The sequence below is a fragment of the Hydrogenovibrio sp. genome (assembly GCF_965140365.1).
Taxonomy (GTDB): Bacteria; Pseudomonadota; Gammaproteobacteria; order Thiomicrospirales; family Thiomicrospiraceae; genus Hydrogenovibrio.
Genome location: NZ_OZ223196.1, coordinates 330,508 through 355,297, shown reverse-complemented (window position 1 = coordinate 355,297; position 24,790 = coordinate 330,508). Strand labels below are relative to the sequence as shown.

At 50.7% G+C, this 24,790-nt stretch carries 25 protein-coding genes; 11 read left to right on the top strand and 14 right to left on the bottom strand.

Features of this window, described 5'->3' with window-relative positions; all coding sequences use genetic code 11:
- Positions 1 to 158 precede the first annotated feature (158 nt).
- The 4 genes from hemA to AC0KH7_RS01720 are packed head-to-tail and all read left to right on the top strand — an operon-like array spanning position 159 to position 4,283.
- A complete protein-coding gene (gene hemA / locus AC0KH7_RS01735; RefSeq protein WP_472370127.1) occupies positions 159 to 1,445 on the top strand; it encodes a glutamyl-tRNA reductase in 1,287 nt (428 codons plus the stop codon).
- A gap of 54 nt (positions 1,446 to 1,499) precedes the next feature.
- Positions 1,500 to 2,588 carry a peptide chain release factor 1 gene (gene prfA, locus AC0KH7_RS01730; protein ID WP_472370126.1) on the top strand — a complete coding sequence of 363 codons (1,089 nt, stop codon included), beginning with the start codon at positions 1,500 to 1,502 and terminating at the stop codon, positions 2,586 to 2,588.
- A gap of 17 nt (positions 2,589 to 2,605) precedes the next feature.
- On the top strand, positions 2,606 to 3,496 hold the full coding sequence (gene prmC / locus AC0KH7_RS01725) for a peptide chain release factor N(5)-glutamine methyltransferase (RefSeq protein ID WP_472370124.1): 891 nt from the start codon (positions 2,606 to 2,608) through the stop codon (positions 3,494 to 3,496).
- A 25-nt stretch (positions 3,497 to 3,521) separates the two neighbouring features.
- On the top strand, positions 3,522 to 4,283 hold the full coding sequence (locus AC0KH7_RS01720; protein ID WP_472370122.1) for a HesA/MoeB/ThiF family protein: 762 nt from the start codon (positions 3,522 to 3,524) through the stop codon (positions 4,281 to 4,283).
- Positions 4,284 to 4,291: 8 nt separating this feature from the next.
- Here the strand turns inward: AC0KH7_RS01720 and AC0KH7_RS01715 are convergent, their stop codons facing one another.
- The 4 genes from AC0KH7_RS01715 to AC0KH7_RS01700 form a co-directional block, all read right to left on the bottom strand.
- A complete protein-coding gene (locus tag AC0KH7_RS01715) occupies positions 4,292 to 5,029 on the bottom strand; it encodes an OmpA/MotB family protein (RefSeq protein ID WP_472370120.1) in 738 nt (245 codons plus the stop codon).
- A 5-nt stretch (positions 5,030 to 5,034) separates the two neighbouring features.
- Entirely contained in the window at positions 5,035 to 5,871 is an 837-nt protein-coding gene (locus tag AC0KH7_RS01710; protein ID WP_472370118.1) for a motility-associated protein, read from the bottom strand.
- Between the two features lie 74 nt (positions 5,872 to 5,945).
- Entirely contained in the window at positions 5,946 to 8,174 is a 2,229-nt protein-coding gene (gene parC / locus AC0KH7_RS01705; protein ID WP_472370116.1) for a DNA topoisomerase IV subunit A, read from the bottom strand.
- Positions 8,175 to 8,248: 74 nt separating this feature from the next.
- Positions 8,249 to 8,530, bottom strand: a complete 282-nt coding sequence (locus AC0KH7_RS01700) for a heavy-metal-associated domain-containing protein (protein WP_472370114.1) — start codon at positions 8,528 to 8,530, stop codon at positions 8,249 to 8,251.
- A 101-nt stretch (positions 8,531 to 8,631) separates the two neighbouring features.
- On the opposite strand from AC0KH7_RS01700, the gene AC0KH7_RS01695 reads away from it, so the two are divergent.
- Both AC0KH7_RS01695 and AC0KH7_RS01690 read left to right on the top strand, forming a co-directional pair.
- Positions 8,632 to 8,973 (top strand): PilZ domain-containing protein, encoded by a 342-nt coding sequence (locus AC0KH7_RS01695; protein ID WP_472370112.1) that lies wholly within the window; start codon positions 8,632 to 8,634, stop codon positions 8,971 to 8,973.
- Between the two features lie 15 nt (positions 8,974 to 8,988).
- Positions 8,989 to 9,351 carry a PilZ domain-containing protein gene (locus AC0KH7_RS01690; RefSeq protein WP_472370110.1) on the top strand — a complete coding sequence of 121 codons (363 nt, stop codon included), beginning with the start codon at positions 8,989 to 8,991 and terminating at the stop codon, positions 9,349 to 9,351.
- An 18-nt stretch (positions 9,352 to 9,369) separates the two neighbouring features.
- Here the strand turns inward: AC0KH7_RS01690 and AC0KH7_RS01685 are convergent, their stop codons facing one another.
- From AC0KH7_RS01685 to parE, 3 genes are all read right to left on the bottom strand, one after another.
- On the bottom strand, positions 9,370 to 9,951 hold the full coding sequence (locus AC0KH7_RS01685) for a mechanosensitive ion channel family protein (protein WP_472370108.1): 582 nt from the start codon (positions 9,949 to 9,951) through the stop codon (positions 9,370 to 9,372).
- Positions 9,952 to 10,008: 57 nt separating this feature from the next.
- Entirely contained in the window at positions 10,009 to 11,628 is a 1,620-nt protein-coding gene (locus AC0KH7_RS01680; RefSeq protein ID WP_472370106.1) for a diguanylate cyclase, read from the bottom strand.
- A gap of 91 nt (positions 11,629 to 11,719) precedes the next feature.
- A complete protein-coding gene (parE, locus tag AC0KH7_RS01675) occupies positions 11,720 to 13,606 on the bottom strand; it encodes a DNA topoisomerase IV subunit B (RefSeq protein WP_472370105.1) in 1,887 nt (628 codons plus the stop codon).
- A gap of 97 nt (positions 13,607 to 13,703) precedes the next feature.
- On the opposite strand from parE, the gene pdxH reads away from it, so the two are divergent.
- Positions 13,704 to 14,354 carry a pyridoxamine 5'-phosphate oxidase gene (gene pdxH / locus AC0KH7_RS01670; protein ID WP_472370103.1) on the top strand — a complete coding sequence of 217 codons (651 nt, stop codon included), beginning with the start codon at positions 13,704 to 13,706 and terminating at the stop codon, positions 14,352 to 14,354.
- Between the two features lie 48 nt (positions 14,355 to 14,402).
- A complete protein-coding gene (ung, locus tag AC0KH7_RS01665; protein ID WP_472370101.1) occupies positions 14,403 to 15,095 on the top strand; it encodes a uracil-DNA glycosylase in 693 nt (230 codons plus the stop codon).
- 19 nt (positions 15,096 to 15,114) lie between these two features.
- On the opposite strand, the gene AC0KH7_RS01660 is transcribed toward ung, so the two are convergent.
- The 7 genes from AC0KH7_RS01660 to glyQ all read right to left on the bottom strand — a co-directional run bounded on the left by AC0KH7_RS01660 (position 15,115) and on the right by glyQ (position 21,788).
- The gene (locus tag AC0KH7_RS01660) at positions 15,115 to 15,798 is read right to left on the bottom strand and encodes an OmpA/MotB family protein (RefSeq protein ID WP_472370099.1); all 684 of its coding nucleotides are present in this window, start codon (positions 15,796 to 15,798) and stop codon (positions 15,115 to 15,117) included.
- Complete coding sequence (locus AC0KH7_RS01655) at positions 15,795 to 16,517, bottom strand: OmpA/MotB family protein (protein ID WP_472370098.1); 723 nt, start codon at positions 16,515 to 16,517, stop codon at positions 15,795 to 15,797. The genes AC0KH7_RS01660 and AC0KH7_RS01655 overlap by 4 nt, the downstream gene beginning before the upstream one ends.
- 12 nt (positions 16,518 to 16,529) lie before the next feature.
- Entirely contained in the window at positions 16,530 to 17,357 is an 828-nt protein-coding gene (locus AC0KH7_RS01650; RefSeq protein ID WP_472370096.1) for a motility protein A, read from the bottom strand.
- Positions 17,358 to 17,370: 13 nt separating this feature from the next.
- Positions 17,371 to 18,132: a lysophospholipid acyltransferase family protein gene (locus AC0KH7_RS01645; protein WP_472370094.1), complete on the bottom strand. Its 762-nt coding sequence runs from the start codon at positions 18,130 to 18,132 to the stop codon at positions 17,371 to 17,373.
- Positions 18,129 to 18,662: a D-glycero-beta-D-manno-heptose 1,7-bisphosphate 7-phosphatase gene (gene gmhB / locus AC0KH7_RS01640; RefSeq protein WP_472370092.1), complete on the bottom strand. Its 534-nt coding sequence runs from the start codon at positions 18,660 to 18,662 to the stop codon at positions 18,129 to 18,131. The genes AC0KH7_RS01645 and gmhB overlap by 4 nt, the downstream gene beginning before the upstream one ends.
- A gap of 128 nt (positions 18,663 to 18,790) precedes the next feature.
- Complete coding sequence (gene glyS, locus AC0KH7_RS01635) at positions 18,791 to 20,863, bottom strand: glycine--tRNA ligase subunit beta (protein WP_472373776.1); 2,073 nt, start codon at positions 20,861 to 20,863, stop codon at positions 18,791 to 18,793.
- A 7-nt stretch (positions 20,864 to 20,870) separates the two neighbouring features.
- On the bottom strand, positions 20,871 to 21,788 hold the full coding sequence (glyQ, locus tag AC0KH7_RS01630; protein WP_472370090.1) for a glycine--tRNA ligase subunit alpha: 918 nt from the start codon (positions 21,786 to 21,788) through the stop codon (positions 20,871 to 20,873).
- Positions 21,789 to 21,942: 154 nt separating this feature from the next.
- Here glyQ and AC0KH7_RS01625 point away from each other — a divergent pair, with 154 nt between their 5' ends.
- The 3 genes from AC0KH7_RS01625 (at position 21,943) to AC0KH7_RS01615 (ending at position 24,715) form a co-directional block, all read left to right on the top strand.
- The gene (locus AC0KH7_RS01625; RefSeq protein ID WP_472370088.1) at positions 21,943 to 22,170 is read left to right on the top strand and encodes a sulfurtransferase TusA family protein; all 228 of its coding nucleotides are present in this window, start codon (positions 21,943 to 21,945) and stop codon (positions 22,168 to 22,170) included.
- Positions 22,171 to 22,329: 159 nt separating this feature from the next.
- Positions 22,330 to 23,604: a peptidoglycan DD-metalloendopeptidase family protein gene (locus AC0KH7_RS01620; RefSeq protein ID WP_472370086.1), complete on the top strand. Its 1,275-nt coding sequence runs from the start codon at positions 22,330 to 22,332 to the stop codon at positions 23,602 to 23,604.
- Entirely contained in the window at positions 23,597 to 24,715 is a 1,119-nt protein-coding gene (locus AC0KH7_RS01615) for an anhydro-N-acetylmuramic acid kinase (protein ID WP_472370084.1), read from the top strand. Before AC0KH7_RS01620 ends, AC0KH7_RS01615 begins: the two co-directional genes overlap by 8 nt.
- Positions 24,716 to 24,790 lie beyond the last annotated feature (75 nt).

Below are 24,790 nucleotides of genomic sequence, written 5' to 3'. Positions count from 1 at the left end.
TATTTATAACACAATCTCGTCATTTTAACGACGAAACGCCCCAGGCTTTTCAGCTTAATCGCGGAAAACACTTTCAAAACTTGCAATTAGACCCATAATTTAGCAAAATTACGCCTCTTTGATTGCATTATTTTCCCTGTTGGCAAAATCGACCCCCTATGAAACTATTAGTCTTAGGCGTGAACCACGAAACAGCGCCTGTTGATATACGTGAAAAAGTCTCTTTTTCACCTGATGAAGTGCAGGACGCACTGGCTGAGTTGAGAGCCCAGGGTCTTGCCAATGAAAGTGTGATTCTTTCGACATGCAATCGTACCGAAATTTACACCACGTTAAAAGCGGACTCCCCCCGGTGCTTACGCGACTGGTTGCATACCTACTTTCAGCTCGACCCGCAAAGCATCGATGACTTTCTTTACGAATACGCCGACTTAGACGCCATCAAACACATGATGCGGGTTTCCAGCGGGCTCAACTCACTGGTGTTGGGAGAACCGCAGATTCTCGGGCAAATCAAAGATGCCTACAATCTGGCGCATAAATCCGAAACCATACACCAAACGCTCGACAGCCTTTTCCAGTACGTGTTCAAAACCGCCAAACAAGTGCGCACCGACACGGCCATCGGCTCAAGTCCGGTATCGGTCGCGTTTTCCGCCGTCGCGCTGTCAAAACAATTCTTCGGCGATTTGTCACAGCAAACGGCGTTATTAATCGGGGCCGGCGAAACCACCGAACTGGTCGCTCGCCACCTTAAGGAAAGCCGTATCGGCAAGCTGATTATCGCCAATCGCACCCTGAGTAAAGCGCACCAATTGACCGAAAGCTTGGGCGGTTACGCCATCAGCCTGTCGGAAATCACCGACCACTTGCACGAAGCGGATATGATTATCAGCTCCACCGCCAGTCCGGAACCGATTCTAAAAAAAGACATGGTTGGCGCCGCGCTTAAGCAACGTCGAAACAAACCGGTTTTCATGGTCGACATTGCCGTACCGCGCGACATCGAACCCTCCATCGGTGACTTTAGCGATACCTATTTATATACCGTCGACGATTTGCAGGAAATTATTGAAGAGAATAAGCGTTCTCGCAAAGACGCCGCACTGGAAGCCGAGGAAATCGTCGAACTGCAAGCCGAAAGCTTCCTGATGCAATACCAGGCCACCCAACAGGTCAGCCCGATTATTCAATCTTACCGTAATCACGCCCACAGCCTGAAAGAACAAGCGTTATCGGAAGCCTTACACCACCTGGAACACGGTGGCGACCCGAAAGAACTGATAACCAAACTCGCCAATCAGTTGACCAACAAAATTCTGCATACGCCGACCAGTAACTTACATCAGGCCGGTCTCCGCGGCGAAAAAGAAGTCGTCGACGCCGCCGCACAGATTCTATTATCCGGACATTCCGACGACGCCAAATCCGACACCCGCGCTTAGCCACGCGCGCGCATTTGACCATCATCCCAAATTTCAAACGAGACACTCGAACACATGAAAGACTCCATACGCAGCAAACTCGAAAACCTGGTAGAACGCCTCGACGAAGTCAACCACTTGCTATCCGACCCGGAAATCATTAGCAACCAGGACAAGTTCCGCCAGTTAACCAAAGAGCATGCGCAACTCACGCCAGTGGTCGATGCCTTTAACCAGTTCATCGAAAACGACGCCGACTTGCAGGAAGCCAAAGACATGATCAAGTCCGGCGACCCTGACCTGAAAGAAATGGGACAGGAAGAACTGCCAGGCCTGGAAAAAACCCAGGAAACGTTAGAAGCCGATCTGCAAAAAATGCTACTGCCAAAAGACCCGAACGACGACGCCAATATCTTTTTGGAAATCCGTGCCGGTACTGGCGGCGACGAAGCCGCGATTTTCGCCGGCGACCTCTTTCGCATGTACAGCCGTTATGCAGAAACCATGCGCTGGCAGGTGGAAATCATCAATGCTCAAGAAGGCGAACATGGCGGCTATAAAGAAATCATCGCCCGCATCATCGGCGACGGCGCCTACTCACGCCTGAAGTTTGAATCCGGTGCGCACCGCGTGCAACGCGTGCCTGCCACTGAAACACAAGGCCGCGTCCACACCTCCGCCGCCACCGTGGTCATCATGGCCGAAGCGCCGGATGTGGAACAAATCGACCTGAACCCGGCCGATTTAAAAGTGGACACCTTCCGCGCCTCCGGCGCCGGTGGTCAGCACGTCAACAAAACCGACTCCGCCATCCGCATCACCCACTTACCGACGGGCACAGTTGTGGAATGTCAGGACGAACGTTCACAACACAAAAACCGCGCCCGCGCCATGTCACTGCTGGCCGCGCGCATTATGGACGAACGCCAGCGCGCCCACGATAAGGAAATTGCCCAAGAGCGTAAAAGCCTGGTCGGCAGCGGTGACCGCTCAGAGCGTATTCGCACCTACAACTACCCACAGGGCCGAGTGACCGACCACCGCGTCAATCTCACGCTGTATAAACTGGACGAGGTCATGCAAGGTGGTTTGGAACAGGTCATCGACCCGCTCATTAATGAATACCAGGCCGAACAACTGGCCGCGCTCAGCGACGACGCCTAACGCGCAAAGGACTCGGAATGACGGCCCTGACCATCGCGCAAGCCCTGTCAAACGCCAAACAGATGCTCCGCACCGGCGGTTCCGATTCCATTGACCTGGATGCGGAACTGCTGCTGGCCCATGCCATCGACCGCAACCGAACCTACCTTTACACCTGGCCGGAAGCGCTTCTGACCGAAGAGCAAACCCAGCAATTTTTCGAAAACATCACCAAACGTCAGGCCGGCACGCCAGTGGCGCATATTTTGCAAACCCGCGAATTCTGGGGGTTATCCTTCAAAGTCACCGAAGCCACCTTAATTCCCCGTCCCGACACCGAAATATTGGTCGAAACCGCCTTGGAAACATTAGCGGAAGCCAATCTTGAAACCGACCAGGCCTGGTCGATTTTGGATTTGGGCACCGGTTCCGGTGCCATTGCCTGCGCCCTGGCCTCCAGCTGCCCAAGTTGTCACGTCACCGCCGTTGATTTCAGTTCTCAGGCGTTGGCCGTCGCCAAAGAAAATGCTCAACGTCTCGACCTCGACATTCGTTTTTGCTCAGGCAATTGGTTCGAGCCTCTGGCCGGGGAACGCTTCGACTTGATCGTGTCGAACCCGCCCTACGTTTGTGAGGACGACCCGCACCTCACCCAAGGCGATGTCCGTTTCGAACCTTTGACTGCACTCACCTCCGGCGAGACGGGGCTAGACGACATCGCCCAGATTCTGCAACAAGCGAATAAACACCTCGTACCGGGAGGGTGGCTTATGTTTGAACACGGTTACGACCAGGCCGGGGCGGTACAGACCTTATTTCATCAATACGGCTTCGAGTCCATCGAAACCCGCCGCGATTACGGCGACCAACCGCGCATTACCATTGGTCGGTGGCCAAAAACAGCCGCGAGTGAAACTGGTGTAAAATAACCGAAATTCGAAACAGGAAACCCCTATGACCTCTGATAAAACCGAACTCAATGATGCGGAATTGTCTCGATACAGTCGCCAGATATTGTTATCGGACGTCGATTACGATGGCCAGCTCACCTTGACGCAATCGCATGCGGTTATTTTCGGGCTCGGAGGATTAGGGTCTCCGGCCGCGCTTTACCTTGCTTCGGCCGGTGTTGGAAAACTGACACTCGTGGATTTCGATCAGGTGGACGATTCCAACCTACAACGCCAGGTAATTCATCGCGAAGCCAATATCGGCCAGGATAAAGTGGCATCGGCCAAAGCCAACCTACAAGCGTTAAATCGCCACATTGAAATTTCAACGGTTGCGACCAAGCTGACAGAAAGCCAATTGGCGGACTTAGTGGCGACCGCCGACGTCGTGCTCGATTGCACCGACAACTTTGAAAGCCGTTTTGCTTTGAATCGTCAATGCCGAAACCACGGCGTTCCGTTGGTCTCCGGCGCGGCCATCCGCTGGGAAGGCCAGCTGACCACCTACGACTTCCGCCAGTCGGACACGCCTTGTTATCAGTGCTTGTATAAGGAAGAACAGGGCCAAGAATTGACCTGTAGTCAAAACGGCGTTTTAGCGCCGGTGGTAGGCATGGTCGGTTCCATGCAAGCGATTGAAGCCATTAAAGTATTGCTGAACTTACCCAATCTGATGGGGAAGCTGATGATTATGGATGCGCACACCATGCAATTCCGAACCCTCAACTTACCAAAAGACCCGGACTGCAAGACCTGCCGCCACTAATGGCTTAGTTATGGACGGTTTTGTAAATCGAATGCGGGTTTATTGGTGGTCGACGTCTTCTTTTTCTCGGCCGTTTTATCCACCAGAATAATCACGCGACGATTCAAAGAACGGCCATAAGGCGTTGAATTCGGTGCCACCGGCTCGTTTTCAGCCTTACCTTCAATGGTAATCAACGACGGATCCACCCCCATATAAATAAACGTCCTGGCAACCGTCGCCGCACGGGCGGCAGAAAGCTCCCAATTGGACGGGAATTGCAGGTTTGAAATGGGAATGCTGTCGGTGTAACCGGTAATACTGAGTCTCTGGCCGCGCCCCGCCAAGGTTTCGCCTAGCTTTTCCAACTGTTCACGGGTTTTATCGTTAATGGTGGCCCGCCCACTCTCAAAGAAGCTGTCCGAGCGCAGGGTAATTTTGGTGTATTCCGGCGTATCTTCAATATCAATGTCTTTCGGGTCCACTTTAGACATGGCCTCTTCGACTTCCTGAGTAGTGATTGGCGGCTTCAAGCTTTCGATTGGCGTCACACTTTGTAAATTGGTTTCTTCAGCGGAAATATTTTCCCCGCCGGCCCCTTCGCCAATCAATGCATCCACAAATGCTTTCCGTTTGCTCGGGTCAACAATCGACGTCAGCCACATCACCAAAAAGAAAACCATCAAGGTCGTCATCAAATCGGCCAAGGCGATTTCCCAAGCCCCGCCCTCTTCGGAACATTCTTCGTGATGCTTGCGTCTAGACATAATGTTTATCCTTCACGCGGAACTTCAAATTCCGGCGGAACACGCTGACGACCAATTTCCATTGCCATACTCGGTGAAACACCATGCGCAAAGGCCGTCAAATACGACGCCACAACGATGAAAATGGCTTTATCCTGACGAATCATGACCTCAACCGAATGCGTAAATGGCGCAATGGCGGCGAACGCCACGAAAATACCGGTCAAAGTACCCACTAAAGCCGCGCCAATGGAGTTACCGATAGCGGCCACATCCATGTCTCCGCCCAGCAAATTCATCGTCAAAATCACCCCCATAACAGCGGCGATAATACCAAACCCAGGCATCAGATTAGCAATTTTACCTGTCGCCTTAGGCACTTCATTCATCGACTGCATAATGTCTTCAATCTGGTCGTGCAGATAGTTCTCAAAATTCAGAGATTGCGGTGGGTTCAGAAGTAGATAGCTGAAGTTATCGACCACAAATTTTTTCAGTTCCTTGTGCTTCAGCACCAACGGATATTTGGCGAAAATGGAGCTGTTTTCCGGGGACACAACATGGTTTTCCAAGGCCAGCAGCCCCTGAGACCGCGCCAAACGCGAAAGCTCATCCAGCAACCCGAGCACCTCAATATAGATTTTTTTATTGACGCGACCGCCCGCAAAATAGCGACCGATATAGGTAAAGGTCTTCAACCACACGTACACGGGCGTCGACCCCAAAAAGACTCCCAGCCCCAAACCGAGAATAATCACCAATTCTGCAGGGTGCCACAACGAAATAAGCGAGCCGCCCGCCATCAGGAAGCCCCCGATCATGCTCCCCAGGACGACAAGTATTGAAAAAGGTTTTGAAATCATAATGGCTACTTTTTTGACAGTCTTAAATTTACCTAATCTCGTTTAAGCAACAAGGATACCAAAAACTGTCAAATCTATTCCGCCAACCGAATATCCGTTACCTTTTTCAAGGTTCGAGGTAGCGTCACACCGCGTTTCGCCCGGTTTGAAAAGGCCTCTTCAATGGCCGTCGGCCCAAACTCTTTCGCATACTTACCGGCAACAATTTCAATTTTCTGCCCGGCCTGGAAGGCAAAAACCGCCTGGACCGACGTTTCTTTCGGCATCTGAATCAATTTATTGCCTTTTCCTTTTGCCAACACCGGCAGCTCAGACATTTCAAACACCAGCATCCGCGGTTCATCGGTCACAACCACCACCCAATCGGCTGACGACACTTTCGCCGGCTTCAAAAGCTGACTGCCCTTCGGCAAACTGATGGCCGCCTTACCGGCTTTGTTTTTCGAGTAAAGGTTTTCCAACTCGGTAATAAAACCGTAACCGGACGAACTGGCCAAAATATACTGTTCCTTCGGTTGACCGAGCAATACCTGTTTGAAACTGGCACCGGCGGAAGGGTTCAAACGGCCAGTCAAAGGTTCACCATGACTTCTGGCCGACGGCAAGCTGTGGGCCGGCAGACTGTAAGAACGACCGGTGTTATCCATAAAGACAGCCATTTGGCGGCTTTGGCCACTGGCTTGACCACAAAAAGCATCTCCGGATTTATACCCCAGCGAATCACCTTCCACGTCATGCCCTTTCGCGGCACGCACCCAGCCGTTTTCAGACAACACCACCGTAATGGCTTCCGACGGCAACAAATCCTGTTCGCTCATGGCCTGCGCCTGAGACGCTTCTTTCAACGGTGAACGGCGATCGTCACCATAGGTTTCGGCATCGGCCAATAATTCTTTTTTCACTAAGGTTTTCATACGCGCCGCGCTGCCGAGGATTTTTTCAATCTTTTGTCTTTCGGCTTCCAGTTCTTCCTGTTCGCCTCGGATTTTCATTTCTTCCAACCGAGCCAGGTGACGTAATTTAAGCTCCAACACCGCTTCTGCTTGAATATCCGTCAAACCGAACCGCTCCATTAACACGGGTTTAGGCTTATCCTCTTCCCGAATAATGGCGATGACTTCATCAATATTCAAAAACGCAACCAGCAAACCATCCAGAATGTGTAACCGAGCCAGCACCTTATCCAAGCGGTATTGCAAACGTCGACGAACCGTTTCCGTGCGGAACACCAACCATTCCGACAAAATTCCTTTCAAACTTTTCACTTGCGGACGGCCATTTAAGCCGATGACATTCAAGTTCACCCGATAACTTCTTTCCAGATCGGTGGTTGCGAACAAATGCAACATGGCCGCTTCGACATCAATGCGCTTGGAACGCAATTCAATCACCAAACGAATCGGGTTTTCGTGATCCGACTCATCTCGTAAATCCACGACCATCGGCAGTTTTTTAGCGCGCATCTGCGAAGCGATCTGCTCCAGCACCTTGGCGCCGGAAACTTGGAATGGCAAGGCATCGACCACTACATTCACGCCATCTTCAACCTCATAATGCGCACGTTGGCGAATCGAACCGCTGCCAGTTTCATACAAACGCTGACGTTCGGCCTTTGGCGTAATAACCAACGCCCGGTTCGGGTAATCCGGCCCCGGCAAAATCTCGCACAAATCTTCGTGAGAAATGTTTTTATCGTCCAGTAAAGCAATACACGCATTCACGACTTCGCGCAAATTATGTGGCGGAATATCAGTTGCCATCCCCACAGCAATCCCCGAAGTGCCGTTTAGCAGAACATGCGGCACACGGGATGGCAACACGCTGGGTTCATCCAGACTGCCGTCAAAATTAGGGACCCAATCAACGGTGCCCTGCCCGGCTTCTTCCAACAAGAGCTGACTGAATTTCGACAATTTGGCTTCGGTATAACGCATGGCAGCGAAGGATTTCGGGTCATCCACCGAGCCCCAGTTTCCTTGCCCATCCACTAATGGGTAACGGAAAGAAAAATCCTGCGCCATTAACACCATGGCTTCATAGCAGGCTGAATCCCCATGCGGGTGGAACTTACCCAACACATCCCCGACCGTTCTGGCGGATTTCTTATATTTGGCAGACGCTTTCAAGCCGAGCTCCGACATGGCATAGATGATTCGTCTTTGCACGGGTTTCAAACCATCACCAATGTGCGGTAAAGCTCTGTCCAGAATGACGTACATGGCGTAATCCAGATACGCTTTTTCCGTAAATTGAGCAACCGACTGTTGCTCGATGCCTTCATAGTTAATCATCTGCTGGCTCATCCATGCCTCTTATTATTGGTTTTGTTTATGTTGTTTGCGGGCTAATGTTCGCTCGCTCGATCAGAAATGATCGGTCAATCTTGAGTCATTTTGCCGACGGCGCAGGAAACAAAGGATTTGGCCTTCGCGCCAACCGCTTCCATGCCTTCCAGGGAACCCTTTTCTGGGTATCCCATGCTCGTGAGTTTGGTTTTAACCATTTCGACGGGCGTGTCGTCCTCGGACTCAAAAGTAACCAGGCCTGCCTCGATTTCCACAGACACTTGGGAAATACCATCCAACGCCGCCAATTTCGATTCGATAGAATTGGCGCAGCCACCGCATTTAATGTTTTCGACTTCTACGGAAAAAAGCATCTTCGTCCCACATTTTGGTTTTCCATTCAATACAAGTTAATTTATCATAGTTAATATACTGAATAAAACTAAAAGCCAACCCTGAACCTAGATGGAAGACTATGCTGTATACTGCTGAACAACGAAGAGCCGAACGCATTTCAACGGAAAGACCGGTAAAACTGACCACCGAAAGCGGTTCCACCGATGCGAAAATGTTGGATTTATCCATATTGGGCATTGGCATTCTAGCCGGCGAACAATTGAAGGAAGGCGATAAGGTTTCCGTTCAGTTTCAACTGCCGAGCATTGGTCGTTCGGAAATCAAACTGGAAGGCGTCACCGCTCACAGCACACACATTCGTGGTCAGCAATATTTAATCGGTGTTGAATTCACCGGCATTTCCAATTACATGCAATCGGTGATTACCGAGTACATCAATTACCACCACCGTTTGGATTAGGGAGTCGCAAACCAAATGTTATTTAATTCGGTGTCCACCTCAACGGATCGCAATGCCACCATCAAAGGGCATACCGTTACGGTACAAGGGCGCTTAAAAGAAGTTTCCATCAAAGGCGTCGCCGTAGAGTCCCCTAAAAATGCGGCCATCGGCACGCGCCTGGAGGTCAACTTTGAATTACCGGCGCTGGGCGAGTTCAATAACATATCGCTTTTCGGACACGTTCGTAACAGTCACAATACCGCAAACGGTTATTTCCTATCCATTGAATTCGAAGATCTCAGTCGTAAAAACGCCGAAATCATCGAAGACTTTCTTGCATACAAAGAACGCCTTAAAGAACTCGGTAAGCAACTGCACCGTAAAGCGAACACCTAACCCCCAAAGAAGCAAAACTTACTCGGCCTTCAAGCGATCTTTCATTCGCGTACGTTTCGCAGGGCTCAACACCGGTGGCGGTTCGTTTTTGGCGAGTTTACGCACCGCTTTCTGTAAAAGCTGGTTATTGGGGTATGAAATCATTTTCCCATCATCGTCGAGCAGAATAATCTGAAACAAATTAATCTCCACAATTTCACCCGTGACACTGGAAGCACCATCAATGATCTCCATCTTATCGCCGATACGCACAGGGAAGCTAAAAAAGATTAAAACACCCGCCGTGATATTACTCAAAATCGACCACTGCGCGACCAACGCCACCGCCAGCATGGCCAAAATCGAAGAAGCCACCACCACCAACCCCCGATAATCAATTCCCCAAGCCAGTAACAGCATCACCGCCGTCAGAATAATCAGCACGACCCGAAAATATTTATACACTTGCGCATGGCGGGCAGGCGGCACATTTTTGAGGTGCCCTAAGGAGGTGATAATCCGCTTCAAAAACCAGTTTAGAACAAAATAGCCCAACAGAATCAGCGCCGTCAAAATCAACGGCATTAACGAGATGGGGGAATAAGACAGCAAATCAGCCATAACAACGAATCCATTACAGTACGTATTTATTGTGACGGCGTTTCAGAAAAAAGACAATCAGTCCTTCAAAATATTTTCGGCCACCTGATTTCGGCCACCTTTTTTCGCTTGGTACAGCACCTTATCGGCCAAAGAAATCAGCTCTTCCATAGAGGGGATATGGCGGCTCTCAACCGCAACCAAACCGATACTAACGGTCACTTGGATGGTTAACCCTTCACCGACATCCATCTCGGCTTCTTCTACCGCATGACGAATCCGATGTGCAAACTCGATAGCCCCCTTAGAGGGCTGGCTTTCCAACAAAATTAAAAACTCTTCGCCCCCGTAACGGCAAATCAGGTCTTCTTTGCGACATTCATGCTCGAACAGCTCAGCCAGACCTCTTAAAACCCGATCACCGGAGTTATGCCCATAGGTATCGTTAATTTCTTTAAAAAGGTCTATATCCAACATCAGCAAACACAAAGGCTGTTGATTACGTTTGGCCAGACTCCAAACTTTGTCGGCATGCTCAAAAAACGCCTTACGGTTCATCAACCCCGTCAAATAATCCTTAGTCGCTTCATTACGCAGCTGTAATAAAACCGACCCCAGCTGCTCCATCAGTTTCATCCGATCGGTGATATCATGAATAATGCCCACAAACTTCAACTGCTCGCTCACCCTGAGCGGTGTCACCGTAATTTCGACCGAGATTTCCGAACCATCTTTTTTAAGCGCCTTTAACTCGCGCCCCTTGAACAACACTTTTTTACGCATCGAAGCCGATTTCATATAATCGGCATGGTGTTCCTTGTGCTCCCCTTCCGGAATCAGGATTTCAATTCGTTGCCCCATCAGCTCCTGTGATGTATAGCCAAACGTTTGCAAGGTAATCTCATTGAAATTCTCAATGGTGCCCTCGGCATCGGTAATAATGCAAGCATCCACCATACTGTCCAAGGTCCCCTCGTAAAGGTTCTCATAGCACAGAATTTCTTTTTGCAAGGATTGCACTTTTTTGACCAGGCCTGCCTTACGTCTCAGGAACAGCAATAATAATAAACTCAACAGCAACAACACCGTCAAAGACAGTGTCTGATAAAAGCGCACGTTATCAATTAAATTCTGATTCTTACTGAAAGATTCACTGAATAGCTGCTGATTCACTCTCACCAACTCATCCAGAGCATCCAGTGCGGCGCGGTCATTCACCTTAACCAATCCGTCGGTTCGTTGCGGCGACCACCCTTCTTGAATCGCCTGTTTCAAGATGGGCATCTTCTTCCAATATTCCTGAAACGTGTCTTCAATTTGTCGAATCAAGCGTTTTTCTTCAGGCGATGTGGCCATCTTTTGGAGAGCGGTCAAATTTTGGGTAATGGCTTGATAATTATCGGAAAGCTGCTTGATCGTATTGGAATCGTTTCGAAGAACCGCATTTTTGAAGTGATGAATAAAACCGCCGTAGCCCGACGCTTTATATAGGTTGAAGTAGAGTTTGTCTTTGGTTTCATACAAACTGTACTCATTCGCCCACTCAGCCTGCAACCATTTAATGCTCACAAAACTGACAACATTCATGGTAATGGTCAGCAAGATCATCAAGACCAGAATAATACTGTTCGATGAAAAGAGCTTTTCCAACTCCGCGAACAAGCGATGTACCAGAGATGACTGAATCGGCGTTTTCACAGAATGCTTACCACCTTATTCTTTGTGTAAGCCCCATGATATTAAAAAGCGTTTCGGATGTAAAAATAATTTCCCCCTAAATGCGTGGAAATTACACCACTTCGGCCAAATCACCTTTCTCTTCTAACCAGACTTTGCGATCCGAAGAGCGCTTTTTCGCCAACAGCATATCCATGACCCTTTCAGTGGTTTCCGTTTCCAGACTGAGCTGAATCAAGCGGCGTGTTTCCGGCATCATGGTGGTTTCTCGCAACTGCTTCGGGTTCATTTCACCCAAGCCTTTAAAGCGTGTCACTTGTACTTTACCGGGCATTTTTTCCGATTCGACACGGTCCAGAATGCCGGTTTTTTCGGCTTCATCCAACGCATAAAACACCTGTTTACCGACATCCACCCGATACAGCGGCGGCATGGCTACATAGACATGACCGTTCTCCACCAGCTTCGGGAAATGCTTCACAAACAGTGCGCAAATCAGGGTCGCAATGTGCGCACCGTCCGAATCGGCATCCGCCAGGATACAAATCTTACCGTAGCGTAAACTCGCTAAGTCTTCCGTGCCCGGATCCACGCCGATGGCGACACTGATGTCGTGAATTTCCGCCGAGGCCAACACCTGTCCCGGGTCCACTTCCCAAGTATTCAGAATCTTGCCGCGTAGCGGCATAATGGCCTGGAAGTTTTTATCACGCGCCTGCTTGGCCGACCCGCCGGCGGAATCCCCTTCCACCAGGAACAATTCCGTTCGGTTCAAGTCCGATTCGGTACAATCGGCCAATTTACCCGGCAGCGCCGGGCCGGAAGTGATTTTTTTACGGGTGATCTTCTTGGCTTTCTTATTACGGTTATTGGCGTTATTGATAACAATCTCGGCAATCTTTTCCGCCACATCGGTATGCTGGTTCAGCCACAAACTCAAACTGTCTTTCACCACCCCGGAAATAAACGGCACACATTCACGCGACGACAAGCGTTCTTTCGTCTGGCCAGCAAATTGCGGTTCACGCACCTTGGCCGACAACACAAAGGCTACATTTTGCCAAACATCTTCCGGCGTCAACTTCACCCCGCGCGGCAACAAATTGCGGAATTCACAAAACTCCCGAATCGCATCCGTCGCCCCCGCACGCAAACCGTTCACATGGGTTCCCCCCTGCGGCGTCGGAATCAGATTCACGTAACTTTCCAGCAGGTTTTCAGACGGTTCGTCCAACCAGGTAATCGCCCAGGAAACCCCTTCATTTTCATTATGCGACTCGCCGACAAAGCCTTCCAGCGGCGAGCGTTCAACGCCGTCGAGCGCCTGATTCAAATAATCGCGCAAACCATCGTCGTATTGCCACTCGATTTTTTCCTGCCCCGGCTCGTCAACAAACGTGACTTTCAGCCCTGGGCTGAGGACGGCCTTGGCACGCAATAAATGTTTTAATTTGGTCAACGCATATTTGGGTGTGTCAAAAAACGTGGCATCCGGCCAGAAGCGCAAAGCGGTACCGGTATTCTTCTTACCGACCTTACCGATCACTTCCAGCGGCTCGACCAACTCACCGTTTTCAAAGGCGATCTGATGCTGTTGCCCGCCCCGTTTGATTTGAATTTCCACCCGCTTCGACAGGGCATTCACCACCGACACGCCCACCCCATGCAAACCGCCGGAGAATTGATACGCTTTACTGGAAAATTTCCCGCCGGCATGCAGTTTGGTCAAAATGACTTCCACCCCCGGCACACCTTCTTCCGGGTGAATGTCGACCGGCATGCCTCGTCCATTGTCTTCCACCATAATGGAGCCGTCTGCGAAATGCGTCACCGTGATTTCCGAAGCATGGCCGGCAATGGCTTCATCCACACTGTTATCGATTACCTCTTGCGCCAAGTGATTGGGACGCGTGGTATCGGTATACATCCCCGGTCGTTTTCGAACCGGATCCAGCCCTGTTAAAACCTCGATTTCGGACGCATTGTAATTTTCGCTCACGTAAGGGAACTCCTAAGTGGTAAGTCATGTGGTAAGTATTTTTCAGTTGAGTTATATTAACCCTAATATTCTATGGATTCAAACGGGAAGCGAACCAATGCCTAATCGAGACTATCACGACGAACGCCGTCAATATGAGTTTGCCACACTCAATCATGCCGATTTGCATCTCGACCCTTTTCAACAGTTTTCTGAATGGATGGACTTCGCCTACGAACGAATGGCACAAGACCCGACGGCGATGAGCCTTTCCACAGTGGATGAAACCGGTCAGCCGCATAGCCGTATCGTGCTGCTGAAAGCATTTGGCCGTGAAGGCTTGGTTTTTTACACCCACTACGAAAGCGATAAAGGCCAGCAAATCATCGCGAACCCGAAAGGCGCCCTGCTGTTTTTCTGGCCGGAGCTGGACCGTCAAGTACGCATTGAAGGCACTTTGGAAAAAATATCCCGCGACGAGTCGGAAGCTTACTTTAAATCCCGCCCGCGAGACAGCCAACTGGCCGCACTGATTTCGCAGCAAAGCGCCGAAGTCCCGGGCCGAAAAACGCTGGAACAGAATATGGAAATTGCTGCCGAAGAGCATTTGGGCGAGATTCCCTGCCCGGAACACTGGGGCGGTTATCGTTTGACCCCAACCTATTTCGAATTCTGGCAAGGCCGCCCCAACCGCTTACACGACCGTTTCCGCTTCGCCCATTCCGACGAAAACGACCAGGCCTGGCATATTGCCCGATTATCGCCCTAACAACCCGAATTAAATGATGTTTAACCCGTTACAAATCAGAGAAGCTTAATGCCGCAACAGAACATTCAACTGGACCCGTCTTGGCTGGCCGTGGTCGGCCAGGAATTCGACCAACCTTACATGCAAGAGTTAAAGGCGTTTCTGACCGCCGAAAAAGCACAGGGGAAACGCATTCTTCCGAAAGGCCGTCAGTGGTTCAACGCACTCAACAGCACCCCCTTCGATAAAGTCAAAGTGGTGATTCTCGGCCAGGACCCTTATCCGACGATTGGCCATGCGCATGGCCTGAGCTTTTCGGTCTTACCGGACGTCAAGCCCTTGCCAAAGTCGCTGCTGAACATTAATAAGGAGTTGCAAGACGACCTCAATGTCAACAACCAGCACTGCGGTTATTTGCAGCCTTGGGCCGACCAAGGGGTCTTGTTGCTCAACGCCGTTCTGACCGTCGAAGCGGGCCAACCCAATGCCCACCAGAACCGAGGCTGGGAACAGTTTACCGATGCCATCATTCATGCCCTGGCGACGCAACGCGAACATTTGGTGTTTATTTTGTGGGGCGCTTACGCGCAAAAGAAAGGGCGTTTCATCGACCCGCAACGACATCTGATTTTAAAAAGCCCACACCCGTCACCGCTCTCCGCCTATCGCGGTTTTTTCGGCAGTCGGCCTTTTTCCCGTGCCAACCAATATTTAACGCAACATCAGCAAGCCCCCATTGACTGGCAGCTGCCGGTAAACTGACAAAATACCTGCCAACGACTTATTCGCTCGACCAATCATCCTTCTCAAAATTGGCGGTTACCAGAATCTGCACTCGACGGTTCAAAGCCTTGCCTTCCGGCGTGTCATTCGATGCAATCGGGCGAAACTCGCCATAACCGGCAATACCGAACAACCGCGGTGATAAATCACTGTTCTCATACAACAAGCGCATCACATTCTGCGCCCGCATGGTGCTCAAAAACCAGTTATTTCGCAGAGCCGAATTCGGATCGATTTTGTCGTTATCGGAATGCCCTTCCACCGAAATTTCCGCGCGCCACTTCATGTGGTCCGCCTCAGCGTATTCCACCACATTGTCCGGCATATCCGCGAGACTGAGTTTAAACAGTTGCAAACCGCCAAGGGCTTGCCCTAAACGTATCAGCTCATCTTTCAACGATTCGGACGGTTCAAAACCGCCTTTGACATAAGCGCCGTTCTGGTCAATATTGATTAAGATTCCGTTGGTTTTACGCGCCAAGGTAATGGCTTGTGCGCCAGCCATCTGTTCTTTCAAGTCAACATAAGCCAAATCCAACTGCTGCTCGGTCCACTTTTGAATGCGCGTAATTTCACCTTTGTTCAACACGATCATCATAATGAAAAACGTAATCAGCAACGTGATCACATCCCCAAACGAAAACAGCCAGGAACTGCGTGCTTTCAACGCCTGCGCACTCATTCTTCACCCTCCGGCACCAGTTGGGGCACCAAATAAATCTCCACCCGGCGATTTTCCGGTTCCAACGGATTATTCGTCACCGGCCGAAAACTTCCGTAACCGGCTATGGAAAAGAAATGACTGGGCAACCCGGTGTACAACTTCAGCAAACTCATAATCGCGTAGGCCCGGAAAGTACTCAACTCAAAGTTGCTGCGATACAGAGCGGTTTTCGCCAAAGGGCTGGCATCGGTGTGGCCTTCCACCCGAATGGTGACTTGGAAGGTTTCATCCGGTCGTAAAATGCTGTTGACTAACTTTTGATGGCGCTGCCCATAGGTCGGCAAATCCAATTCATTCAACAGCTGTACAAAACGGTTAATGTAAGGCAGGTAACGCGGACTCACTTTGGCCCGCGCAGGCGCAAACAGGTCTTGTTTGGCCAAATCCGATTCATCCAACGTAAATCGAACCCCTTTCGACAAGGTGTTTTCAATGTGCAGCCATTCAAGCCCCAGTTGTTTTTTTAAATGCACGGAATCCTGGTAGAGATTATTCACCAAACGCTGGTAATCACGCTTGGGTTTGGAACCCTCCAGCTCCACCATGGTAATAATCAACACAAAAAAGGCCAGCAAGGAAGTAAACAAGGCGATAAAGACAATCTGCCAGGCCTGGTTACGTTTCATGCGCTGAATGGCACGGGCTTCTTCCGCTTGAACGATGGCTTCCGATTTCATTACGCGCCTCCGTTACCTGAGCGTCAGCTCCAACCGCTCTTTGTTTTTTTCATTGACGAACGCGGTCAGGCTTTCACGCAACAACAACGGCGGCTGTTCGTTTTTCAACCCCAGCACACCATACATCAAAATTTCGTTTTTCAGCGCTTCGGCGTCCGACAAGACTTTCAACTTACCGGCAATCGGAATAAAAACAAGGTTGGCAAACAAGACACCATAGAAAGTCGTCACCAGCGCCAAGCCCATCCCTTGCAGTAGGTTATTCAACATATCATCGGACTGCCCGGGCGTATAGGTGGTGGTATCCCCCCCCATTTGCGAGGTCATCATCATAATCAACCCCATCACCGTTCCCATCATACCGAATGCCGGGGCGTAGGAAGCCATGTTATTGAACACGTCCTGACAGTTGAGGTGTCGCAACCGCATGGCATTCAAGTGGTTTTCCAAACTGGTGGCCAAGTGGTCCTTATCCCGATAGACCATCATTTCCGACAACGCAAAACGCAGAAACGAATCCGAGAGCAATTCAATCTCTTTTTCCAGGGCTAAGACCCCTTTACTTTGCGCAATGTGACTGAGGTAAACGATTTGTTCAATGGCTTCGTTTTCCGATTCCGGTTCGGATGCGAACACCTTTCCGATGCCGCGGAAAAAACAGCCCATTTGAGAGAGCGGATAATTGATGAGCGTGGCAGCGAAGGTACCGCCCAGGACGACCAGTAACCCTTGAAAATTGAAAAATGCAGACAGCAACTGGCCTTTTTCAAAATCGACCATGCTCAGAAGTACAATCAAACTTCCGAAAAAGACGCCAATGAAGGTTGCCAGTTTACTCATTTATCGTTTCGTTTCAGCGCACCCCACTCTTTTTATCGGTTGAGTTATCGTGCTGGATGTCAGAGTGCGCTAAAAACCATTCCTCTATTTTCTGGTTGATTTCGGCCACCGTCAGATCTGCAGTTTCCAACGGCGGGCTAATATGAATATCCACAATACCGGGATATTTGATAAAGCTGTTCTTGGGCCAGAACCGCCCCGCATTATGCGCCACCAAATACACTGGCACATCGGCCTTTTGGGCCAGCAGGGCGCCACCCGGCTTAATCTTGCCCGGTTCACCCGACGTCATACGAGTGCCTTCCGGAAAAATCACCACCCAAACATCCTTATGGAGACGCGCCACACCTTCGCTCACCACTTGTTTAATCGCCTGTCTTCCGGCATTCCTGTCAATCGAAATCGGGTCCAGCAACGCCAGTCCCCATCCGAAAAACGGAATCCGCAACAGTTCTTTTTTCAATACGAATGTTTGCCGTGGGAAAATTGCCTGGAAAGCCAAGGTTTCCCATGTCGATTCATGTCTAGCAAGAACCAAACCAGTTTTCGAGAAGTCCAGATTCTCCTGGCCATGCAACCGATAAGAGACACCACAAGTGATCTTCAGCCACCAGATGCAAAACCGAGCCCAATAGTGGATAAACTGGTAACGGGCGCGGTTCGAGAAAGGCCGGAACAGTTGACCCACCACCGAAAACAGGATCACCGACACCAACTGCCCGACCACGAACAAGATTGAACGGAAACCGTAAAATCCTTTTTTCAATGCGCTCATCGTAACGCCTCCGCCACCGTCAATAAATTGTCAAAAACCGGCACGCCCGACAACATCGGGTCTTGTGTCGCCAAGGTTCGTGGACCTTTTCCGGTTTTCACCAGATAGGGCATCATCCCCTTGGCCTTTGCCACGGCAATATCTGCCAAGGTATCACCCACCATCGGTTTCCCCACCAAGGACACGCCAAAACGGTTTTCAATGGCCTGAAGCATGCCCGTTCCCGGTTTACGACACGGCGAGTCATCTTCCGCCACATAAGGCGAATAACTGATCCAATCCACTTGCGCGCCCTGCTCCGCCAGCAACGCCACAAATTTCATGTGCATGGCGTGCAGCGTCTCGCGCGAATAATAACCGCGCCGAACCCCCGACTGATTAGTGGCCACCGCCACCGTCCAGCCCGCTTGTTTCAGTTTTGCGATGGCTTCCAAACTGCCCGGCACCGGGTGCCATTCATCTGGGTGCTTGATATAAGCATCCGAATCTTCGTTCACCACGCCATCACGATCCAATACAATCAATTTCATGCGATTTCCTTAACAACCCCCAATCGTAAAAATAACCAGGCCTGGTTATTTTACAGTTTCAAAGACATAGAACAAAAACGGACCCGACAGCCAGAGACTGCGAGCCCGTTTTCAATACCTACAAGGGCTTACAGGCGCGAGATATCCGCCACCTGTAAGAACAGTTGATAAATTTGATTCAACAGCGCCAAACGATTTTGTTTGACGGCTTCCGAATCGGCCATGACCATCACCTGATCGAAGAAAGCGTCCACCGGCTGACGAATAGTGGCCAACAACGCCATGGCCGCCGCATAATCGCGCCCGGCAATTTGGTTACTGACCGTTTCACGCAGGGCATCCAAGGCTTCAAACAAATCCTTTTCGGCCGTTTCTTCAAACAGCGTCGTATCGACTTCCTCCGGCAAATCGCCGTCGTATTTCTTCAGAATGTTGGCGATACGTTTGTTGGCCGCACTCAAGCTGTCAGCGCCTTCCATGTCACTGAACTGGCAGACCGCATCAATGCGTTTGCCGAAATCCAACGGATGGGCCGGCGCACAAACGCGTACCGCTTCAAATTGTTCGGCGGACACGCCTTTCGCCGCGTAGTAGGCTTTCAGACGGCTGACGATGAAATCGTAAATGTCATCCACCAAGGTCTCGGAAACCGGGATGTCGGCATGCAAATCCAAGCTGAATTGAATCAACAAACGCAAATCCAAATCCAGCTCTTTTTCGATGATGATGCGCATCAAGCCCAAGGCGGAACGACGCAAGGCAAACGGGTCTTTATCCCCGGTCGGCACCTGACCGATACCGTAAATACCGGTAATCGTATCCAGCTTATCGGCAATCGCCAGAGCTTGCGATACCGCCGATGCCGGCAAATCATCCCCGGCAAAGCGCGGCTGATACTGGCCGTCAATCGCTTCGGCCACCTGAGCGTTTTCGTTTTGCGCTTGAGCATAATAACGCCCCATCACGCCTTGCAAATCGGGGAATTCGCCCACCATTTCGCTCATCAAATCGCATTTCGACAAACGCGCGGCCCGTTCCAGCACCTGTGCTTCTTCACCCAGCGGCTTACCGATTTTTACCACCAGGGTTTCCAATCGCTCAACCTTGTCATACAAGGTACCCAATTTTTGCTGGAACACCACGGTTTTCAAACGCGGCAAAAAGTCGTCCAACGGTTGTTTACGATCCTGATCCCAAAAGAATTTGGCATCCGACAAACGCGGACGAATCACCCGTTCGTTGCCTTTTTTCACCGCTTCTGGATTGGAGCTTTCGATATTGGACAGGGTGATGAATTTCGCCATCAATCGACCGTTCGCATCGAGAATATGGAAATATTTCTGATGGCCCTTCATGGCGGAAATCAAGGCTTCGGAAGGCACATTCAGGAAACTTTCGTCAAAGTCGCCCACCACCGCCGTCGGCCATTCATTCAAGGCCGCCACTTCTTCCAGCAGGCTTTCATCAATTTCTGCTACGCCCTTGACCGACTCGGCCGCGGCGATGACTTGTTGACGAATGCGCTCTTGACGCGCATCGAAATCGGCTTCCACATAGCCTTGTTCCCGCAGTACGGTCAAATAATCACCAGGCCTGGTGATTTCAATCGCTTGTGGCGCGTGGAAACGATGGCCGTGTGTTACATTCGAGGTTTCGTGCCCCAGCACCGTGGCCGGCACCACCTGATCATCCAACAACATCAACGCCCAATGCACCGGACGCACAAACTCCACATCGGAACTGCCCCAGCGCATACGCTTTGGAATCGGCAATTTCGCCAAGGCTTGATTCACAATCTCCGGCAACAAATCGGCCGCCGCCTGACCTTTTTGCTCCAGATAATACACCATCCAGATGCCTTTATCGGTTTCCAATTCCGACAGGTCGCTGACGTCGGCACCACAGCCACGCGCGAAGCCTTGCAACGCTTTGGTCGGATTGCCGTCGGCATCAAAAGCGGCTTTTTTGGCCGGCCCTTTTCGCTCAACCGTTTTATCTTCTTGGCGGGTTTGCAAACCTTCCACCCTCACGGCCAAGCGACGAGGCGAGGCATAGGCTTGCGCGGCGTCATAGTTCAGCTCGGCGTCATCCAAGCCGGCTTTAACACCCTCCACAAACGCCTTGGAAAGGGTTTTCAAGGCCTTCGGCGGCAGCTCTTCGGTGCCAATTTCAACTAAAAAATCTGTTGTATTCATATTCATGGTCATCTTATTGCCCTCCCTCTTTGACCAGAGGGAAGCCGAGCGCTTCTCGTCCTTCATAATAGGCTTCGGCGATTTGTTTCGCCATGTTACGCACCCGCCCGATAAAGCGGGCGCGCTCCGTCACACTGATGGCATGACGTGCATCCAACAGGTTAAAGGCGTGCGAGGCTTTCAATACCTGTTCGTAAGCCGGCAGCGGTAATTTGTCCGCCACCAATTTTCCAAAGACGGCTTCGCACTCATCAAATGTACGGAACAGAATCTCGGTATCGGCCTTTTCGAAGTTATAAGTCGACATCTCCACTTCATTCTGATGAAAGACATCCCCGTAAGTGACTTTGCCTTCCGGCCCATTCACCCAGGTCAGGTCATACACACTGTTGACCCCTTGCAGATACATGGCGATGCGTTCCAGACCGTAAGTGATTTCACCGGTCACCGGACGACATTCCAAGCCGCCGACTTGCTGAAAGTAGGTGAACTGAGTCACTTCCATCCCGTTCATCCAAACTTCCCAGCCCAAGCCCCAGGCGCCCAGTGTCGGGGATTCCCAATTATCTTCCACAAAACGGATGTCATGTTCCAACGGGTCGATGCCGAGGGTTTTCAACGATTCCAAATACAATTCCTGAATATTATCCGGTGACGGCTTCAGCATCACCTGAAACTGATAATAATGCTGCAGGCGATTGGGGTTTTCACCATAGCGACCATCGGTTGGACGACGACATGGCTGTACATACGCCGCACGCCACGGCTCAGGGCCGACGGCTTTTAGAAAAGTGGATGGATGGAAGGTTCCCGCTCCCATTTCGTTGTCGTACGGTTGCATAATGACGCAACCTTGTTCCGCCCAGAAGGCTTGTAGGGTTTGAATCAACCCTTGAAAAGTTGAAATATCCGTTGCCGCGTTGTTAGACACTGTGTTTCCCTGTCTGTTTGATACTGTAATGGGTTTGAATCACCGGGGACACGCTGCGTTTGGAGGCTCCAAGCCACCGCATCACAATTTACGCAAAACCCCGGCCTTTCTGACGTAAAATACCGCTAATTATAACAACTTATTGGATAAAAAAATGCACGAACCACAGCGGATTGACGCAAAAGGACTGAAATGCCCAATGCCGGTGATTAAATTGCAGCAGCGGGTCCGCCAGTCAACACCCGGCGAACACTTGATTATCGAATGCACCGATCCAGGCGCTGAAAAGGACATTCGCAGCTGGTGCAAAGTCAACAAACACCCGTTCATTGGCACGACCCCAACGGATTACGGTTGCGAAATTGAGCTCGAAGTCGGCTAAATTCAGTTCAAACGGTTTCAAAAAACCGGAACGAGAAGGTTTTCTTCATGATTAAGGCTAGTATTTACGGTTTTTGTTCAGGTATAATCGAGTTTAACGTATTTTAGAGCAGGTACTAAATCGGCCTTCCGCCGGTTTACAAACACTTAGATAAGACTAGTGAACCAGTTAAAAGCAAGCTTACATTTTATACTGTTACTGACACTGATTTTCCTGTTTGTCGTTCAGTTCGCCACCGCCTCTCAGCCGGCGGAGAAGGAACGACTCCCTCTCCCACCGCTCATGAGCGACACCAACCTCATGACCAAGCAGCCTGAAAACAACTGGCATAAACACCACGTCACCATTCAAAAAAATGGCAGTCTGTCGCAAGCGCTGGATTCACTTGGCATCCCCGCAGGCACCACATTTAAAATTGCTTCCAGCCAACATGGCGAATGGTTAACCCAGTTACGAGTGGGCGACGCCTTAGACATTTGGACCGACCAGAACAACCAACTGCAAAAAATTCTCTACCCAAAACACGATGCCACCCATTATCAACTAGTCCGCCAGGATAACGATGATTTTTTAATTCAAAAAATCGAACATCCGGTGGAAACCAAAGTGGAAACCGCGGCCGGCACCATTCAACATTCGTTTTACCTGAGCGGTACCGAAGCCGGTCTCAGCGCAAAAACCATTATGAATTTGGCCGATATTTTTTCATGGGAAATCGACTTTATTCGTCAACTGCGCCCGGGCGATCCATTCAAGGTTATCTACGAAAAACATTTCATCAACGGAAAGTACATCGGTGACGGCGACATCCTTGCGGCGGAGGTTGTCACTGCCGGCAACGAACGTCACACTGCTTTCCTGTTGCGGGATGCCAATGACAAAACCGTGGGCTATTACGATGAAAATCGCCGCAACTTGCGCAAAGCTTTTTTACGTAATCCGGTGGACTATGTTCGCATCACGTCCCGTTACAGACCCAAACGCTACCATCCGGTTTTGAAAAAATGGCGCGCTCACCGCGGCGTGGACTACGGCGGCCCCGTCGGCACCCCCATTCACGTTACCGGTGACGGCCAAATCGTCAAACGCGCCTGGAGCCGCAGTTATGGCCGCGTAATTTTTGTCAAACATGCCGGCAAATACACCACCGTTTATGCTCACATGTCCAAATTCGGCAAATACAAGAAAGGCGCCTGGGTCAGACAAGGCGATACCATCGGCTACATCGGTCAAACCGGCTTGGCCACCGGACCGCACTTACATTACGAGTTCCGCAAAAACGGCCGCCATGTCGACCCATTGAAAGTCAAATTCCCGGATGCTGGACCGGTTCCAAGACAATACCGCGCCCAATTTGACCAATACGCCGGCTTGATGACAGCTCAAATGGAGCGCCTCAACCCTCACACCCAATTGGTGTCCAACTTTGAATAAAGCCGGAAACGGTCTAGGGAAAGATCTCTATATCGGACTCATGTCCGGCACCAGCCTGGATGGCGTTGATGCCGCTCTGGTCGATTTTTCACAAGCCCATCCTATTCTGAAAGGCTTTCTCACCCACCCTTACCCAAGCCGCTTGCAGAGCAAACTCAATCAACTCAATGAACAGCCGCAGGCCAGCTTAAAAAACCTGTGCCAATTGGAATACGACGTCGCCATACAGTTCATTCAGGCGACCCAAGCCCTGCTTGAACAGACCGGTACGCCATCGAAAACGGTGACCGCCATCGGTAGCCACGGTCAAACGGTATTCCACGCGCCAGACATTCCGATGAGCCTGCAAATCGGCCATCCAGCGTTTATCGCCAAACACACCGGCATAACCACCGTGGCTGACTTTCGCATCGACGATCTCGCCAACGGCGGACAAGGCGCCCCGCTTGCTCCGGCGTTCCACCGCACACTTTTTTCACACGCCGAGCGTCTGGCGGTCATCAATATCGGTGGCATCGCGAACATCAGCTACCTGTCACCAACAGACACGCTTGGCTTTGACACCGGGCCAGGCAATGGCTTAATGGATGACATCTGCCGCCAGCATTTTGGATGCGACTACGATGCCAATGGACTATTGGCGGCCCAAACCGAACCAGACAGCCCGTTGTTGGCACAGTTGTTAGCGGACGATTACTTTACCCAGCCCGCCCCCAAAGCCACCGGAAAAGATTATTTCAACCAGGCCTGGCTGGATCGGCAACTGGCCTCATTGGGTTCGGAACAACCGAACCCGACTGTCCTTTTATCGACACTGAACCAACTCACCGTGGACACCCTGATTCAAGGACTGCAAACCTTACCGGAGCCTCCCGTCGAGGCATTGATTTGCGGCGGCGGCGCTGAAAATAAAACACTCTTAAAACGATTGCAAGCCAAGCTGAACTACCCGATCAAGCCCACCACCGATTATGGTGTTCACCCTCATGCCATGGAAGCGATGATGTGCGCCTGGCTCGCTCAGCAGCGCCTATTGAATCAAGCCATTCCACTGGCCAGCATTACCGGCGCTAAACACGACTCCATACTAGGCGGCATCTGGCACGCTTAACACGAGCGAATGCCTTTAAATATCACCAGGCCTGGTGATATTCGGACAATAAAAAAGCCGCTCAATTGGCGGCTT